Source organism: Kineococcus radiotolerans SRS30216 = ATCC BAA-149 (assembly GCF_000017305.1).
In the GTDB taxonomy this organism is placed as follows: domain Bacteria; phylum Actinomycetota; class Actinomycetes; order Actinomycetales; family Kineococcaceae; genus Kineococcus; species Kineococcus radiotolerans.
Genome location: NC_009664.2, coordinates 3,717,563 through 3,732,570, shown reverse-complemented (window position 1 = coordinate 3,732,570; position 15,008 = coordinate 3,717,563). Strand labels below are relative to the sequence as shown.

Below are 15,008 nucleotides of genomic sequence, written 5' to 3'. Positions count from 1 at the left end.
CCACGACGACCGTTAGGCTCTCCCCCCGTGACTCCTCCCCCCACCCCCGGTCCCCTCGCCCCGGGGAGCCTCTCCGGCACCCGCGCCCTCGTCACCGGCTCCTCCCGCGGCATCGGGGCCCAGACCGTGACGTACCTGGCGCAGGCGGGTGCGTCCGTGGTCGTCAACTACCGCAACAAGGCGGCTCGCGCCGAGAAGCTGGTGGCCCAGCTCGCCGAGGCGGGCACGACCGCCATCGCCGTCGGCGCGGACCTCACCGATGACGCCTCCGTCGCGGCGATGTTCGAGCGCGCCCGCGCCGAGCTCGGCGGCCTGGACCTGCTGGTGCTCAACGCCTCCGGCGGCATGGAGCAGGGCATGGCCGCGGACTACGCCATGCAGCTCAACCGCGACGCCCAGGTGCGCGTCCTGCGGACGGCGCTGCCCCTCATGGCGCCCGGGTCCCGCGTCGTCTTCGTCACCAGCCACCAGGCGCACTTCATCGAGACCGTCGAGACGATGCCGGAGTACGAGGCCGTCGCGCGCAGCAAGCGGGCCGGCGAGGACGCGCTGCGGGCGCTGCTCCCCGAGCTGGACGCGGCGGGCGTCGAGTTCGTCGTCGTGTCCGGCGACATGATCGAGGGCACCATCACCGCCACCCTGCTCGAGCGTTCCAACCCGGGCGCGCTGGCGACCCGCAAGGAAGCGGCCGGCAAGCTGTACGACGTGGCCGGTTTCGCCGCCGAGGTGGCCCTGGCCGCCGTGGAACCGGTCCCCGCCGACCGCACCCGCTACGTCGGGGACATCTCCAGCTTCACCGGCTGACCCCGGTCCCGCGTGGGCTCCGGGTCTCACACGGCCCGGCGCCGCCGCAGCCACAGCAGGGCCCCCCAGGCGAACGGGACCCGCACCCAGAACGTCAGGGCCCGGTGCAGCAGCGCCGCGGACAGGGCCGGGCCGGTGTCCATCCCGGTGGCCACCAGCCCGGCGGCCAGCGCCGCCTCGGAGGCACCGATGCCCCCGGGGACGGGGACGGCCGCCGTCACCGCGGAGCTGCCCACGACGACGAGGACGAGCAACCCCAGCGGGGGGTCTCCCCCGACGGTGCGGGCGCAGCACCACAGGGTGGTGGCGAAACCCAGCGGCACCGCGAGGTGCCCCGCCAGGGCGACGACGACGCGCCGCGGGTGGGTGAGCACCCGGCGCAGCGCGGGCCACTCGGCGCGGACGGGGTCGACGACCGCCCGGGTGGCCCAGCGCCGGGCCCGGGGCCACCACCGCGCCAGCACGCAGACGAGGACCACGACCACCACCGCGACGCCGAGCACCGGCCACGGCAGGAAGACCCCTCCCTCGGGATCCCGCCCGGCCTGGACGAGGCAGCCCACGAGCAGGACCGCGGTGACGGCGAAGGACGTGGACTGCACGATGCCGATGGTGGTGGCCGCGACGGCCAGCGGCAGTCCCTGCTGCTGCAGGTAGCGCACGGTCAGCGCGAGCCCCCCGGTGCTGGAGGGTGTGACGAGGTTGACGAACGACGTGGCGAGCCAGACCAGGCTGGTCCGCACCACCGGGATGCGGACGGGGCTGAGCGCCACCATCGACGCCACGTTGCCGAACAGCGGCAGGAGCGAGACCGCGGCCGCCACGACCAGCCAGCCGGGGTCGGCCGAGCGCAGGCGCTCCCCCAGGTCGGCGCCGCGCAGCCGCTGCACCAGGACCACGACCGCCACCACCGTCGCCACCACCAGGACGACCCGCCACACCCGGCGGACGCGGGCGCCCCGGCTCACCGGCGGGCTCAGGCGGGCAGCGCGGAACCCCGGCGCCACTGCTCGTAGGTCTCGTTCCACACGTTGAACCCGTTGCCGGGCTCGATGACCCGGTCGCTGCCGGTGTAGGTGACCACGTCACCCACCTTCGAGTTCTGGAACATCCACTGCGCGTCGGCCGTGCTCATGCCCGTGCAGCCGTGGCTGACGTTGGCCCGTCCCTGCGAGGAGACCGACCAGGGGGCGGCGTGCAGGAACTCCCCGGAGTTCGTCAGCCGCATCGCGTACTGCACGTCCACGTTGTAGTAGTCGGGGTCGTCCTGGCCGATGCCGGTCGTCTCGGAGTTCATCTCCCGCGACTCCTCCAGGCTCATGATCACCTTCGTCCCGCTGCGGGTGACGAACCGCCCCCCGGAGCCGGACTGGCCGGTGGTGACCGGGATGGTGCGCAGGACCTGCCCGTCGCGGGTCACGGTGAGGGTGTGGGCGGCGATGTCCACGGTGCTGATCGTGGCCGAGCCCACGGTGAAGTCGATGTCGCGGGTCTTCCCCCACACCCCGGGCGACACCTCGACCGCGCCGAGGTCGACGTCCAGGTGGACCTGGGTGTGGGCGGGCCAGTATTGCTCGGGGCGGAACTGCACGACGCTGTCGGACTGCCAGCTCCACGACCCGGTGACGGGGGTCGGGGAGGCGGTCACGACCAGCCGCTGCTCCACCACGGCGCGCTTGTCGTCGGCGATGGGCGAGTCGAAGGTGACGACGATGGGCATGCCCACCCCGACCTCCGAGCCCGTCAAGGGAGCCACGGCCGGGAACGCCGTCTCCGCCGGGGTGAGGGTCGTGAGGCTGGCGTCGTGGTTCGACGCCGTCCCGGCGGCGTTCGTCGCGGCGGCGTGGACGGCGTAGGTCGTGGCCGGGGCCAGCGCGGCGGTGCTCGTCCAGGTGGTCCCCGCGGGGTCCAGCGCCCCCGCCAGCGGGGTGCCGTCGCCGGCGGTCACCACCACGTCGGTGAGGGTGCCACCGGCGGCGGTGACGGTGATGGGGGTGTCCGGGCGCACCTCACCGGTGGTGCCGGCCGGACTGACGGTGATCGTGGCCGGCGGCGTGGAGGGTGCCTCGCTCGACGAGGTGCCGGAGGCGCCCCGGTCGGACTGGCAGGCGGTGAGCCCGAACGGCAGGGCGACCCCCGCCAGGACGGTCGCGACGAGCGTGCGCCGACGCACCTGGACACGCGTGCTGTTCTCCACGGACGGTTCTCTCCCCCGGGCTCTGCGAGCCCCCTCGTGCTTCCCCGCCCAGGATCCTCGCACCTGGACGGCCCGCCCACAGGACGCCGCGCGGACCCGCGCCGTTGCACGCCCGCCCATCACGATCCGGTGACGCCGCCCCCGCGGCTCACGCCCGCCCCGGGCCGGGAACGGCGGAGGGCCCCGCACCACGAACCGGTGCGGGACCCTCCGTCCTGCGGGACGTTCAGTGGGCGTGCTCGCCCTTGTAGTACTCGAACACCCAGCCGACGATCATCGGGATGGTGATGACGACCCCGATGAGCCACAGCCACCAGCCGACCGCCACGCCGAAGAAGGCGATGGCGCCACCGGCGGCCAGGTACAGCGGCCACCACGAGTGCGGGGAGAAGAAGCCCTGCTCCCCCGCCCCCTCGCTGATGTCGGCGCGGGGGTTGTCCTCGGGACGCTCGTCGATGCGGCGGGCGGTGATCGTCAGGTACGTCCCCACCAGGAGGGCGAGACCACCGGTGAGCAGCAGGGCGATGAACCCCACCCACTCGTCCCACTGCGTCAGCAGCCCGTAAACGAACGCGACGGGGAGGAAGAACAGGATCCCGCCGGAGAAGAGCCAGGTTTCAGGCTTCATGGGTCAGTGGCCTCCGGTCACGTCTTCACGGCCGCGGCGGTCGGAGCCGCCGTAGACCGCGTCCAGCAGGTTGCCGCTCCCGTCGTGGCTGTCGTGCGCCGCGATCTCGGGGTGGTGCAGGTCGAAGGCGGGGCGCTCGGAGCGGATGCGCGGCAGCGAGGTGAAGTTGTGCCGCGGCGGCGGGCAGGAAGTCGCCCACTCCAGGGAGGCGCCGTAGCCCCAGGGGTCGTCCACCGTGACGCGCTCGCCGAAGCGGGCGGTGCGGTAGACGTTCCAGAGGAAGGGCAGGAAGGACAGGCCCAGGACGAACGACCCGATGGTCGAGATCTGGTTCATCGTCGTGAATCCCTCGCCCGGCAGGTAGTCCGCGTAGCGGCGGGGCATGCCGGCCACGCCGAGCCAGTGCTGGATGAGGAACGTGGTGTGGAACCCGACGAACAGCAGCCAGAAGTGCAGCTTGCCCCAGCCCTCGTGCAGCATCTTGCCCGTCAGCTTCGGCCACCAGAAGTAGAAGCCGGCGAACATGGCGAACACGACGGTGCCGAAGACGACGTAGTGGAAGTGCGCCACGACGAAGTAGGAGTCCGACAGGTGGAAGTCCAGCGGCGGCGACGCCAGGATGACGCCGGTCAGACCACCGAAGAGGAACGTCACCAGGAAGCCGACCGCCCACAGCATGGGGGTGTCGAAGGTGAGCGAACCGCGCCACATGGTGCCGATCCAGTTGAAGAACTTCACGCCCGTCGGGACGGCGATGAGCATCGTCATGAAGGCGAAGAAGGGCAGCAGCACCTTGCCGGTGACGTACATGTGGTGCGCCCACACCGTGACCGACAGCCCGGCGATGGAGATGGTCGCGAAGACCAGGCCCTTGTAGCCGAAGACGGGCTTGCGGCTGAACACCGGGAAGATCTCCGTCACGATGCCGAAGAACGGCAGGGCGATGATGTAGACCTCGGGGTGGCCGAAGAACCAGAAGAGGTGCTGCCACAGGATCGGGCCGCCGTTGGCGGCCTCGAAGACGTGGGCGTTGAGGATGCGGTCCGCACCCAGCGCGAGCAGCGCCGCGGCCAGCACCGGGAAGGCCATCAAGACCAGGACGCTGGTGATCAGCGTGTTCCAGGTGAAGATCGGCATCCGGAACATCGTCATGCCCGGAGCGCGCATGCAGATGATCGTGGTGATGAAGTTGACCGCACCGAGGATCGTGCCGAACCCGGAGAAGGCCAGACCCATCACCCAGAGGTTGCCGCCCAGGCCCGGGGAGTGGACCACGTCCGACAGCGGGGCGTAGGCGAACCAGCCGAAGGAGGCCGCCCCGCCCGGGGTGACGAAGCCCGAGGCGGCGATGAGGCCGCCGAAGAGGAAGAGCCAGAACGCGAACATGTTCAGCCGCGGGAAGGCGACGTCCGGCGCCCCGATCTGCAGCGGCATGATCGCGTTGGCGAAGGCGGAGAACAGCGGCGTCGCGAACAGCAGCAGCATCACCGTGCCGTGCATGGTGAACGCCTGGTTGTACTCGTTCTTGGTGCCGAACACCTGCATCCCGGGCTCGAAGAGCTCGGCGCGGATGAGCAGGGCCATGACCCCGCCGATGAGGAACCAGATGAACGAGGTGATGAAGTAGAGGTTGCCGATGACCTTGTGGTCGGTGCTGGAGAGCCAGCCGGCGATGACCGCCCCGCTGCGGCGCGGGACGACGTGGCCCAGCGGCTGGCGCGAGGTGACGCGCGCCGCCGTCCCGGGCAGGTTGAAGCTCTCAGCAGCCATCAGCTGTTGTTCCCGTCACTGGTCTCGTCCTCTGCGTTCTCGGGGGCCTCGCCGACCGAGTCGGCCTCCACCTGGGCCATCTCCTCGGCCCCGGCGAGCGTCGTGGGCAGCGAGCCGGTCTGGCCGGCGGCCTGGAGGTCGTCGAGGTGCTGCTGGTACTCGGCCTGCGAGACGACCTTCACGTTGAAGAGCATCTCGGAGTGGTACTCGCCGCAGAGCTCGGCGCACTCGCCCAGGAAGGTCCCCTCCTTGGTGGGGGTGACCTGGAAGTGGTTCGGGCTGCCGGCGATGAGGTCCATCTTCATGAGGAAGGCGGGCACCCAGAACGAGTGGTTCACGTCGCGGGCGTAGAGGTCGAACTGGACCCTCTGGTCGACCGGCAGGTAGAGGGTCGGGAGCTCTAGCTCCGGGGCCGGCACGCCGGTGAGGTCGGCCTGGCGGCCGGTGTCGTAGACCCCCGGCTGGCCGTTCTCGTCCAGGTAGTTGAAGTCCCAGGACCACTTCTTGCCGACGACCTCGATCGTCACGTCCGGCGTCTGGGAGGTGTCCGTGATGGCCTGCTGGTCGCGGGCCGTGTAGTAGAAGAGGACACCGACCATCATCACGGGCACGATCGTGTAGAGGATCTCGATCGGCATGTTGTACCGGACCTGCGCCGGCAGCTCGGGGTCGCTCTTGCGGCGGCGGTAGGCCACCACGCACCAGATCGTCAGGGCCCAGACGAGGACGCCGACGACGAGCGCCGCGATCCACGAGCCGTCCCAGAGCACGGAGATGCGCTCGGTCTGGTTCGTGGCGCCGATGCTCGCGTCCGGCAGGAAGAAGTTGCTCGCCGACGCGTCGGGCCAGTCCCCCGCGCAGCCGGTCAGCGCCATCGTGGCGACCCCGGTGAGGGCGCCGGCCAGCAGTGCCTTGGGGGGACGGCGACGACGTGTCGCGCCCGAGTCTCGCGTGCCCAACGTCGGCCTTCCCACGGTTCGTGCGGTGATCGGGGACGTTCCGTGCCCGCGGTGCGTTGGAACTGGGCAGGAGCGTCCTCTCGGTGGAGAGACTACCCCCCGTCGTAGTCGGTGCGCCGTTCGGGGCGCGCCACGCCGGACGGGGACGTCGCGGGCTCGAAGACCGGGGGCCCCGGCAGGGCCAGGGCGGCCCGCAACGACCTCAGGTACGCGGCTCTGGGGACCTCCCGCACGCCGAGGGTCGCCAGGTGCTCGGTGCGCCACTGCACGTCCACCAGCCGGCCCCGGACCCCGTCGGCGGTCACGAGCTGCGCCAGGGCCACCACCGCCGCCTTGGAGGCGCCGGTGACGCGGTGGAACTTGGACTCCGCGGCGAAGAGGCCCCCGATGCTCAGCCCGTACAGGCCCCCGGCCAGCTCCCCCCCGCACCACACCTCCACCGAGTGCGCCCAGCCCAGCCGGTGCAGCCGGGCGTAGGCCCGCGCCACCTCCGCCGTGATCCAGGCGCCGGGGCGGGCGGGGTCGGCGCAGCCGGCGACGACCTCGTCGAAGGCGGTGTCCACCCGGACCTCGAAGCGGCGCACCGCCCGGCGCAGCGACCGGGAGACGTGGACGTCCTCGGGTACCAGGACGCCCCGAGGGTCCGGGGACCACCAGCCGACCGGTCCGCGCCCCCCGCCGCCCAGCCCCATGGGGAAGAGGCCGCACCGGTAGGCCTCCAGCAGCGTCGCCGGGTCCAGGTCGCCCCCGGCCGCCACGAGGTCGTCGTCCTCGGGCGCGACGAGGTCGGCGAACGCGAAGGAGGCGGGCCCGGGGTCGCGGCGGCGGCGTCCCCGCCCGGGGCCGGGCAGCGGCGCCGCCCACACAGGACCGGCCCCCGCACCGGGAGGTGCGGGGGCCGGTTCGCGCGGCGCGGGGCGCTGCGGTTCAGCTGAAGGAGTCACCGCAGGCGCAGCTGCTCCCGGCGTTCGGGTTGTCGATGGTGAAGCCCTGCTTCTCGATGGTGTCGGCGAAGTCGATCGTCGCCCCGTCGAGGTAGGGGGTGCTCATCTTGTCCACAACGACCTCGACGCCGTCGAAGTCGCGCAGCGCGTCCCCGTCGAGCGTGCGCTCGTCGAAGTAGAGCTGGTAGATGAGGCCGGAGCAGCCGCCGGGCTGCACCGCGATCCGCAGGCGGAGGTCGTCGCGACCCTCCTGCTCGAGCAGCGTGCGGACCTTCGTCGCGGCCACGTCGGTGAGCAGCACCCCGTGGGTCGCGGCCGCCGGCTCGGTGGTCGTGTCGCTGGTCGTGGTCATGAGCATCGTCTCCAGGTTCGCTCGCGGGGCCTTGCAGGCGCGGTCCTCGCCAACCGGAACGGCGCGGTGGGCGGGGATGTTCCCGCTCCCACGGTACGTCGCGTCAGCGACCGGCCGCGAGCCCGTCCAGGAGGAGGACCTCGCCCAGGCAGGCGTGGGCGAAGTCGCCCAGGTGCAGGGACTCGTCGGCCCCGTGGGCGCGCGAGTCGGGGTCCTCCACGCCCGTCACCAGGATGGCCGCGTCCGGGTAGACCGCGGCGAGGTCGGCCACGAAGGGGATCGAGCCGCCCATGCCCATCTCGACGGTCGGGGCGCCGTAGGCCTCGGCGAAGGCCGCGCGCGCCACGTCGTGGGCGCGGGAGGTGGTGTCGGCGGAGAACGCCTGCCCCTCGTCGCCGTCGTGGACGGTGACGCGGGCCCCGAGGGGCGCGTTGGCCACGAGGTGGCGGCGCAGCGCCGTCATCGCCGCCGCCGGGTCCTGGCCGGGAGCGGTGCGCATGCTGACCTTGGCCCGGGCCGAGGGGATCAGCGTGTTGCTCGCGCGGTCGACGGGGGTGGCGTCCAGGCCGATGACGGAGATCGCCGGCTTCGTCCACAGCCGGTCCGCGATCGTCCCGGTCCCCGCGAGGCGCACCCCGGGCAGCAGCCCGGCGTCGGAGCGGTACATCTCCTCGGTGAGGTCGACGAGCGGGGCCGCGGAGCTGTGCAGCCCGTCGACCGCCACGTCGCCGTCCTCGTCGTGCAGGGTCGCGATCAACCGGGCCAGGCAGGTGAGGGCGTCCAGGACGGGACCGCCGTTGACCCCCGAGTGCACCGCGTGCGACAGGACCTCGACGGTGACGTCGCAGTCGACCAGCCCGCGCAGGGTGGTGGTGATCGCCGGCACCCCGATCCGCCAGTTGCCGGAGTCGGCGACCACGATGACGTCGGCGGCGAGGGCCTCGCGGTGCGCGGCGAGGAAGGCGCCGAAGGTCGGGGAGCCGATCTCCTCCTCGCCCTCGACGAAGACGGTCACCCCCACGCCGTCCTCCGGGCCCCACAGCGGCAGCAGGGTCCGCAGGGCGTGCACGTGCGCCATCACGCCGGCCTTGTCGTCGGCGGCCCCGCGCCCGTAGAGGCGCCCGTCGCGCTCGGTCGGCTCGAAGGCGGGGCTGGACCAGTCCGCCCCCTCCCCCGGCGGCTGGACGTCGTGGTGGGCGTAGAGCAGGACCGTCGGCGCGCCCGCGGGGGCGGGGCGGTGGCCGATGACCGCGGGGTTGCTCTCCAGGTCGCCCTCGCGCGCGGTCACGACGTCCACCCGGGGCAGGCCCGCCCCGCGCAGCAGCTCGGCGACGGCCCGCGCGCTCGTGGCCACGTGCTCCTGGTCGAAGGCGCGCGCGGAGACGCTGGGGATGCGCACCAGGGCCTCCAGGTCGGCCCGGGTGGCGCCGTCCTGGGCGGCGGAGGCGGCCCGCAGGGCGGCGGTGCGGTCGGGTCCGGGGGTCGGCAGCGTGAGGTCCGTCACGACCGCGACCGTACACACCCCGCCGGGCGCCGGAGGGGGTGCGGGGAGGGCCGGGGGGAGGGCGCGGTGACGTACCCTTCCTCTCGTGTTCGGACGCTCGAAGGAGAAGTCAGCCGGCTCGACCCGGGTCGAGGCGCGGTCGGCCACGCGGCTGACCAAGGCCACCCGGCTGACCAAGGTCGAGCGGCCGGGCGCCGGGCCCGCCGAGGTCGCGCCGGCAAAGGTCGAGCTGACCAAGGAGGGCGGCAAGGGCCGCCCCACGCCCAAGCGCAGCGAGGCCCAGGCCCGCAACGCCCGTCCCCTCGTGCCCGCCGACCGCAAGGCCGCGCAGCGGCTGAGCCGCGAGGCCCAGCGCGAGGAGCGCGCCAAGGTGCAGTCCGCGCTGCTGACCGGTGACGAGCGCTACCTGCCCGTGCGCGACCGCGGCCCGCAGAAGCGCTTCGTGCGCGACGTCGTCGACGCCCGGCGCAACGTGGGCGAGTACTTCCTCATCATCGCCGGCGCCTCGCTGATCCTGTCGATGGTCGCGACGCCGCTGGGCTCCGCCGAGCTCCTGCTCGGCACGACGCTGCTCATCTACATGGTCCTCGCCGTCGTCGTCGTCGACAGCGTGCTGCTGGGCCGCAAGGTGTCCCGCGCGGTCAAGGAGAGGTTCCCCGAGCCCGAGCGCGGCCTGACCTCCTACGGGGTGACCCGGGCGCTGCAGATCCGCCGGATGCGCCGCCCGGTCCCGATGGTGGGCCGCGGCGAGCAGCCGCGCTGACCGGACCGCCGCCGTGACCCACTCCCGCGCCGTCCGCTGGACGACGACGATCGCCCTGGCCGTCACCGTCCTCATCATCGTGACCGGCGGCGTCGTCCGGGTCACCGGTTCCGGCCTGGGCTGCCCCACCTGGCCCCGCTGCACCGACGACTCCTTCACCTCCGCGACGGTCTCGACGGGGGTGCACGGCGCCATCGAGTTCGGCAACCGGCTGCTGACGATGGTCATCGTCCTCGCCGTCGGCGCGGTGATCGTCGCCTGCCTGCGGCAGCGGCCGCGCCACCGCACGCTGCTCTGGTCGGCCTGGGGCCAGTTCCTCGGGGTCCTGCTCAACGCCGTCGTCGGCGGCATCACGGTGCTCACCGGCCTCAACCCGTACGTGGTGGCCGCGCACTTCGTCGCCGCGGTCGCCCTGCTCGTCTCGGCCACCGTCAGCTACGACATCGCCCACCGCGCGGTCGTCCCGGCCCCGGCGGCCGCGACCCGGCGGCTGGCCCGCTGGCTCGTGGTCGTCACCGGCGTCGTCGTCGTGGTCGGCACCGTCGTGACGGGCTCCGGGCCGCACCCCGGGGACAGCGCGGAGATCCACCGCATCCCCGTCGACTGGGCGGTGGTCACCGTCGTGCACGGCGCGGCGGCCGTCCTCGCGCTGGTCCTCGCGGCGGTCGTCGTCGTCGTGGCCCGCCGCGCCGGCGACGGCCTGGTCCAGCGGCGCGCGACGATCCTGCTCGCGCTCTTCGTCGCGCAGGCCGCGCTGGGGGTCTACCAGAGCCTCGACGGCCTCCCGGGGCTCGCCGTGGTCCTGCACCTGCTCGGCGCGGCGCTGACCGCGGCCGGCGCGACCCGCGTCCTGCTGGCGGCCCGCACCACGCGCGTGGACCGGCTCGCCCCGGAGGCGCTCGCCGTCTGATCGGCGACGGGCTAGGTTTCCGGCCATGGAGTTCCGACACCTCGGCCGCAGCGGTCTGAAGATCTCTGAGATCACCTACGGCAACTGGCTCACCCACGGCTCCCAGGTGGAGAACGACGCCGCGGTCGCGTGCGTGCACGCCGCGCTCGACGTCGGCATCACGACGTTCGACACCGCCGACGTCTACGCGAACACCGCGGCGGAGACGGTCCTGGGCACGGCGCTCAAGGGGCAGCGCCGGGAGAGCCTGGAGATCCTCACCAAGGTCTACTTCCCGACCGGTCCCAAGGGCCACAACGACTCGGGGCTGTCCCGCAAGCACGTCCTGGAGTCCATCGACGGTTCGCTGAAGCGGCTGGGCACCGACCACGTCGACGTCTACCAGGCCCACCGCTGGGACGTCTCGACGCCGGTCGAGGAGACCATGCAGGCCTTCGCCGACGTGGTCCGCGCGGGCAAGGCCCTCTACATCGGCGTCAGCGAGTGGACCGCCGACCAGCTCCGCCAGGGCCACGCGCTGGCGAAGGACCTGGGCTTCCAGCTCATCTCGAACCAACCGCAGTACTCCGCCCTCTACCGGGTCATCGAGCCGGAGGTCGTCCCGGCCTCGCGCGAGCTCGGCATCTCGCAGGTCGTCTTCTCCCCCATCGCCCAGGGCGTGCTGACCGGCAAGTACACCCCCGGCGGCGCGCCGCCGGAGGGCAGCCGCGCCACGGACGAGAAGGGCGGCAAGCAGATGATCAGCCGCTGGATGCGCGACGACGTCCTGTCGCGGGTCCAGCAGCTGAAGTCGGTCGCGAGCGAGCTGCAGCTGTCGATGGCGCAGCTCGCGGTGGCCTGGGTCCTGCAGAACGACAACGTGGCCGCCGCCATCATCGGCGCCTCGCGGCCCGAGCAGGTGCACGAGAACGTCAAGGCGTCCGGGGTGAGGATCCCCGCGGAGCTGATGCAGCGGGTCGACGCCGCCCTCGGGGACGTCGTGGAGCGCGACCCGGCCCGCACCGCGGCCAGCGCGCCGACCGAGCGCCCGAGCTAGGCCCGCGGCGCCGCCCTCGGGGACGTCGTGGAGCGCGACCCGGCCCGCACCGCGGCCAGCGCGCCGACCGAGCGCCCGAGCTAGGCCCGCGGCGCCGCCCCCTCGACGTCGGCGACCGACGTCGAGGGGGTGACGGTGCGCCTCAGTCCGCGGGGCGCAGCGACAGCGGGCCGTAGACCCGGGCGCCGTCGGCCCACAGGTGGGCGTTCTCCACGCCGCGCTCGCGCAGCCCCCGCCAGGCCTCGCCGATCCACGTCTCGGCGTCGGACTGCGTGGGGAACACGGCGTTGTCGCCGGCGAGGGCGCGCCCGTCGGCGTCCTCGTACTTCCAGGTCCACTGCGTCGGTCTCACCCGGCGAACCTAGTCGACGCGGTGCCCCGCCGCCCCACCGTCGGGGGCGCCGTCGCGGGCAGGGCGGTGGCCGGCGCGTCGGCGCAGGTCGACGACGGCCAGGACGAGGGCGAGCAGCACCAGCCCCAGCGAGACGCGCAGGCCGTCGGAGAGCGCCTCGCCGAAGACGGACTCGCTGGACCCCTGCGCGGCGAGGGTGGAGAAGAAGATCGCGGTCGTCGCCGCCACCCCCATCGCCGACCCGACGCGCTGCCCGGTCTGCAGCACGCCGCCGGCGACCCCGGCCACCGCGCGCGGCACGTCGGCCAGGGCGAGGGTCTGGTTCGGGGAGATGACCAGGCCGCTGCCCGCCCCGGCCACCGCGAGGCAGGCCGAGAGGGCGATGGCCCCGGCGGTGCCCTGGACGGCGGCGGAGACGACGTCGGCGGCTCCGAGGCCCACGGCGACGACGACCAGCCCCACGACCACGACGGGCCGGCCGCGGCGGGAGACCTCCCGGCCCCCCACCTGGGCGAAGACGGCGGACATGATCGCGAACGGGGTCTGCACGAGGCCCGCCTGCAGGGGCGAGAGCCCCAGCCCGGTCTGCAGGTAGAGGGTCACCACGAGGAAGATGCCGGTGAACCCGGCGAAGTAGGCGATCCCGACCAGGGCGCCGACGCTGAAGGACCCGGTGCGCACGAGCTCACCCGCCACGACGGGCTGGTTGCCCCGTCGCTCCTCGCGCCGCTCCCAGCCCGCGAAGGCCGCGAGCAGGGCCAGGCCGGGGGCCAGGAACCACCAGCGCGCGGGCGGGTCGTCCTCACCGGTGGTGAGCACGAAGGGCAGCATCGCGAACACCGTCGCCGCGGCGAGCAGCAGCAGCCCCACGACGTCGAGGTGGAGCCGGCCCGCCGTCCGGGCGCGGCCCTGCTTCGGCAGCCACCGCCAGGCCAGGGGCAGCAGCACGAGCCCGATGGGGACGTTGACCAGGAACACCCCGCGCCAGCCCTGGGCCTCGCCGAAGACGGCGAGGATCCCGCCGCCGAGCAGCGGGCCGATGGCCGTGGAGAGCCCGATGGTGGTGCCGAAGAGGCCGAACGCCTTCGCGCGCTCGGCCCCGGTGAACAGCTGCTGGATGAGGGCGAGGACCTGGGGGTTGACCAGTCCCGCGGTGACCCCCTGGGCGAGGCGGACGACGGCGAGCGCGGTCGCGGACTGCACGAGACCGGCCGCCGCGCTGGTCAGGACGAAGCCCGCGAGCCCGACGACGAAGAGCAGCCGCCGGGAGTACAGGTCCCCGACCCGTCCGGCGGGGACGAGGACGAGGCCGAAGGCGAGGGCGTAGCCGGCGACGATCCACTGGACCTCGCTGGACCCCGCCCCCAGCGAGCTCTCCATGGAGGGCAGGGCGACGTTGACGATGGACACGTCGAGCAGGGTCATGAAGCCGACCGCGAGGCAGACCGAGAGGGCCCTCCAGCGGTTCGGGTCGGGGGCGCCCCGGTGTCCCCGGGTCCTGGGGGCCGGACGAACCGGGTGAGCGCTGGGCCACGTCGGTCACGGATCTCCTCGGTCGTCGTGGGTCCGGGGCGGTGCGGACCGTTGACGACCTTCACCCCGGAACGGGGCGGGCGCGACTCAGGACGGGCGGTCGGTCTCGCGCCGGCTGCGGCTAGCGGCGAGCTCGCCGAGCACCCGGCGGGCCCAGCCGGGGCCCTCGTAGATGAACGCGGTGTACGCCTGGACCAGGGAGGCGCCGGCGTCGAGGCGTTCGGCGATGTCCTGGGCGGTCTCGATCCCGCCGACGCTGACGAGGACGAGGGAGCCGCGGGTGCGGGCGGCGAGCCGGTGCAGGACCTCCAGCGAGCGCTCCTTCAGCGGCGCCCCCGACAGCCCGCCCCCGCCGGCGGCGGCGACGAGCGCCGCGGGTGAGCGCAGGCCCTCGCGGGAGATCGTGGTGTTGGTGGCGACGATGCCGTCGAGCTCCTCCTCCACGGCGAGGTCGGCGACGGCGTCGACGTCCTCGTCGGAGAGGTCGGGGGCGATCTTCACCAGCAGCGGGACGTGGCGGTGGGCGGCGCCGTCGGCGGCCTCGCGGACGGCGCGCAGCACCGGGCGCAGCTTCTCCACGGCCTGCAGGTCGCGCAGGCCGGGGGTGTTCGGGGAGGAGACGTTGACGACGAGGTAGTCGGCGTAGGGGGCCAGCAGCCGCGCCGAGGTCGCGTAGTCCTGCGCCGCGTCGGCCTCGGCGACGACCTTGCTCTTGCCGATGTTGACCCCGATGACGACGGGGTGGACCGGCGGCACGGCCCGCAGCTGCCGCAGCCGCCGGGCGACGACCTCGGCGCCAGCGTTGTTGAACCCCATGCGGTTGACCACGGCGCGGTCGGCGACGAGGCGGTGCAGCCGGGGCTTGGGGTTGCCCGGCTGGGGCCGGGCGGTGACGGTGCCGATCTCGACGCAGGAGAAGCCGAAGTTGCCCAGGGCGGAGATCCCGGTGGCGTTCTTGTCGAAGCCCGCGGCGAGCCCCAGCGGGGTCGGGAAGTCGATGCCGAGGACGCGGGTGCGCAGCCTGGGGTCGGGTTCGACGAAGGCGCGGCGCAGGACGTGCGGGGCGACGGGGACGCGGCTGGCCGCGCGCATCCCGGCGAAGGCCCAGCGGTGCGCGACCTCGGGGTCGACGCGGGTCAGCAGGTGCCGGTACACCGTCCGGTAGGTGCGTCCCGATCCAGCCACCACGTCCTGCGCCCCCCCGCTCAGCACCGCGGCCGCCGGGTCCCGGCGGCCGTGGTGCTCCACGATAGACG

At 73.5% G+C, this 15,008-nt stretch carries 15 protein-coding genes; 4 read left to right on the top strand and 11 right to left on the bottom strand.

Features of this window, described 5'->3' with window-relative positions:
- The first annotated feature begins 27 nt into the window (after positions 1-27).
- Positions 28-804, top strand: a complete 777-nt coding sequence (locus KRAD_RS17725) for an SDR family oxidoreductase (protein ID WP_012087024.1) — start codon at positions 28-30, stop codon at positions 802-804.
- Positions 805-830: 26 nt separating this feature from the next.
- Here the strand turns inward: KRAD_RS17725 and KRAD_RS17720 are convergent, their stop codons facing one another.
- The 8 genes from KRAD_RS17720 to KRAD_RS17685 all read right to left on the bottom strand — a co-directional run bounded on the left by KRAD_RS17720 (position 831) and on the right by KRAD_RS17685 (position 9,158).
- Positions 831-1,772 carry a lysylphosphatidylglycerol synthase transmembrane domain-containing protein gene (locus KRAD_RS17720; RefSeq protein WP_012087023.1) on the bottom strand — a complete coding sequence of 314 codons (942 nt, stop codon included), beginning with the start codon at positions 1,770-1,772 and terminating at the stop codon, positions 831-833.
- An 8-nt stretch (positions 1,773-1,780) separates the two neighbouring features.
- On the bottom strand, positions 1,781-3,001 hold the full coding sequence (locus KRAD_RS17715; RefSeq protein ID WP_012087022.1) for a L,D-transpeptidase: 1,221 nt from the start codon (positions 2,999-3,001) through the stop codon (positions 1,781-1,783).
- Positions 3,002-3,227: 226 nt separating this feature from the next.
- Positions 3,228-3,629 (bottom strand): cytochrome c oxidase subunit 4, encoded by a 402-nt coding sequence (locus KRAD_RS17710; protein WP_012087021.1) that lies wholly within the window; start codon positions 3,627-3,629, stop codon positions 3,228-3,230.
- 3 nt (positions 3,630-3,632) lie between these two features.
- Complete coding sequence (ctaD, locus tag KRAD_RS17705) at positions 3,633-5,399, bottom strand: aa3-type cytochrome oxidase subunit I (protein WP_012087020.1); 1,767 nt, start codon at positions 5,397-5,399, stop codon at positions 3,633-3,635.
- Complete coding sequence (gene ctaC, locus KRAD_RS17700) at positions 5,399-6,358, bottom strand: aa3-type cytochrome oxidase subunit II (protein WP_041292188.1); 960 nt, start codon at positions 6,356-6,358, stop codon at positions 5,399-5,401. Before ctaC ends, ctaD begins: the two co-directional genes overlap by 1 nt.
- A gap of 92 nt (positions 6,359-6,450) precedes the next feature.
- Positions 6,451-7,116, bottom strand: coding sequence for a leucyl/phenylalanyl-tRNA--protein transferase (gene aat / locus KRAD_RS17695; RefSeq protein ID WP_012087018.1), 666 nt, complete (start codon positions 7,114-7,116; stop codon positions 6,451-6,453).
- Positions 7,117-7,285: 169 nt separating this feature from the next.
- Positions 7,286-7,654: a HesB/IscA family protein gene (locus KRAD_RS17690; RefSeq protein ID WP_012087017.1), complete on the bottom strand. Its 369-nt coding sequence runs from the start codon at positions 7,652-7,654 to the stop codon at positions 7,286-7,288.
- Between the two features lie 103 nt (positions 7,655-7,757).
- The gene (locus KRAD_RS17685) at positions 7,758-9,158 is read right to left on the bottom strand and encodes a dipeptidase (RefSeq protein WP_203417597.1); all 1,401 of its coding nucleotides are present in this window, start codon (positions 9,156-9,158) and stop codon (positions 7,758-7,760) included.
- Between the two features lie 85 nt (positions 9,159-9,243).
- On the opposite strand from KRAD_RS17685, the gene KRAD_RS17680 reads away from it, so the two are divergent.
- The 3 genes from KRAD_RS17680 to KRAD_RS17670 are packed head-to-tail and all read left to right on the top strand — an operon-like array spanning position 9,244 to position 11,867.
- Positions 9,244-9,921 (top strand): DUF3043 domain-containing protein, encoded by a 678-nt coding sequence (locus tag KRAD_RS17680; RefSeq protein ID WP_012087015.1) that lies wholly within the window; start codon positions 9,244-9,246, stop codon positions 9,919-9,921.
- 13 nt (positions 9,922-9,934) lie between these two features.
- Positions 9,935-10,831 carry a COX15/CtaA family protein gene (locus KRAD_RS17675; protein ID WP_012087014.1) on the top strand — a complete coding sequence of 299 codons (897 nt, stop codon included), beginning with the start codon at positions 9,935-9,937 and terminating at the stop codon, positions 10,829-10,831.
- A gap of 25 nt (positions 10,832-10,856) precedes the next feature.
- Positions 10,857-11,867, top strand: coding sequence for an aldo/keto reductase family protein (locus KRAD_RS17670; RefSeq protein ID WP_012087013.1), 1,011 nt, complete (start codon positions 10,857-10,859; stop codon positions 11,865-11,867).
- Between the two features lie 142 nt (positions 11,868-12,009).
- Here KRAD_RS17670 and KRAD_RS17665 read toward each other — a convergent pair whose 3' ends face one another.
- The 3 genes from KRAD_RS17665 to KRAD_RS17655 all read right to left on the bottom strand — a co-directional run bounded on the left by KRAD_RS17665 (position 12,010) and on the right by KRAD_RS17655 (position 14,940).
- On the bottom strand, positions 12,010-12,219 hold the full coding sequence (locus KRAD_RS17665; RefSeq protein ID WP_012087012.1) for a hypothetical protein: 210 nt from the start codon (positions 12,217-12,219) through the stop codon (positions 12,010-12,012).
- Between the two features lie 9 nt (positions 12,220-12,228).
- Positions 12,229-13,644, bottom strand: a complete 1,416-nt coding sequence (locus KRAD_RS17660) for an MFS transporter (RefSeq protein ID WP_012087011.1) — start codon at positions 13,642-13,644, stop codon at positions 12,229-12,231.
- A 195-nt stretch (positions 13,645-13,839) separates the two neighbouring features.
- Positions 13,840-14,940: a quinone-dependent dihydroorotate dehydrogenase gene (locus tag KRAD_RS17655; RefSeq protein WP_012087010.1), complete on the bottom strand. Its 1,101-nt coding sequence runs from the start codon at positions 14,938-14,940 to the stop codon at positions 13,840-13,842.
- Positions 14,941-15,008 lie beyond the last annotated feature (68 nt).

Excerpts from the sequence above, each read along its gene's own strand:
- KRAD_RS17710 (WP_012087021.1), bottom strand. The coding sequence starts at position 3,629 with ATGAAGCCTGAAACCTGGCTCTTCTCCGGCGGGATCCTGTTCTTCCTC.
- ctaD (WP_012087020.1), bottom strand. The coding sequence starts at position 5,399 with ATGGCTGCTGAGAGCTTCAACCTGCCCGGGACGGCGGCGCGCGTCACC.
- KRAD_RS17690 (WP_012087017.1), bottom strand. The coding sequence starts at position 7,654 with ATGACCACGACCAGCGACACGACCACCGAGCCGGCGGCCGCGACCCAC.
- KRAD_RS17670 (WP_012087013.1), top strand. The coding sequence starts at position 10,857 with ATGGAGTTCCGACACCTCGGCCGCAGCGGTCTGAAGATCTCTGAGATC.
- KRAD_RS17660 (WP_012087011.1), bottom strand. The coding sequence starts at position 13,644 with ATGACCCTGCTCGACGTGTCCATCGTCAACGTCGCCCTGCCCTCCATG.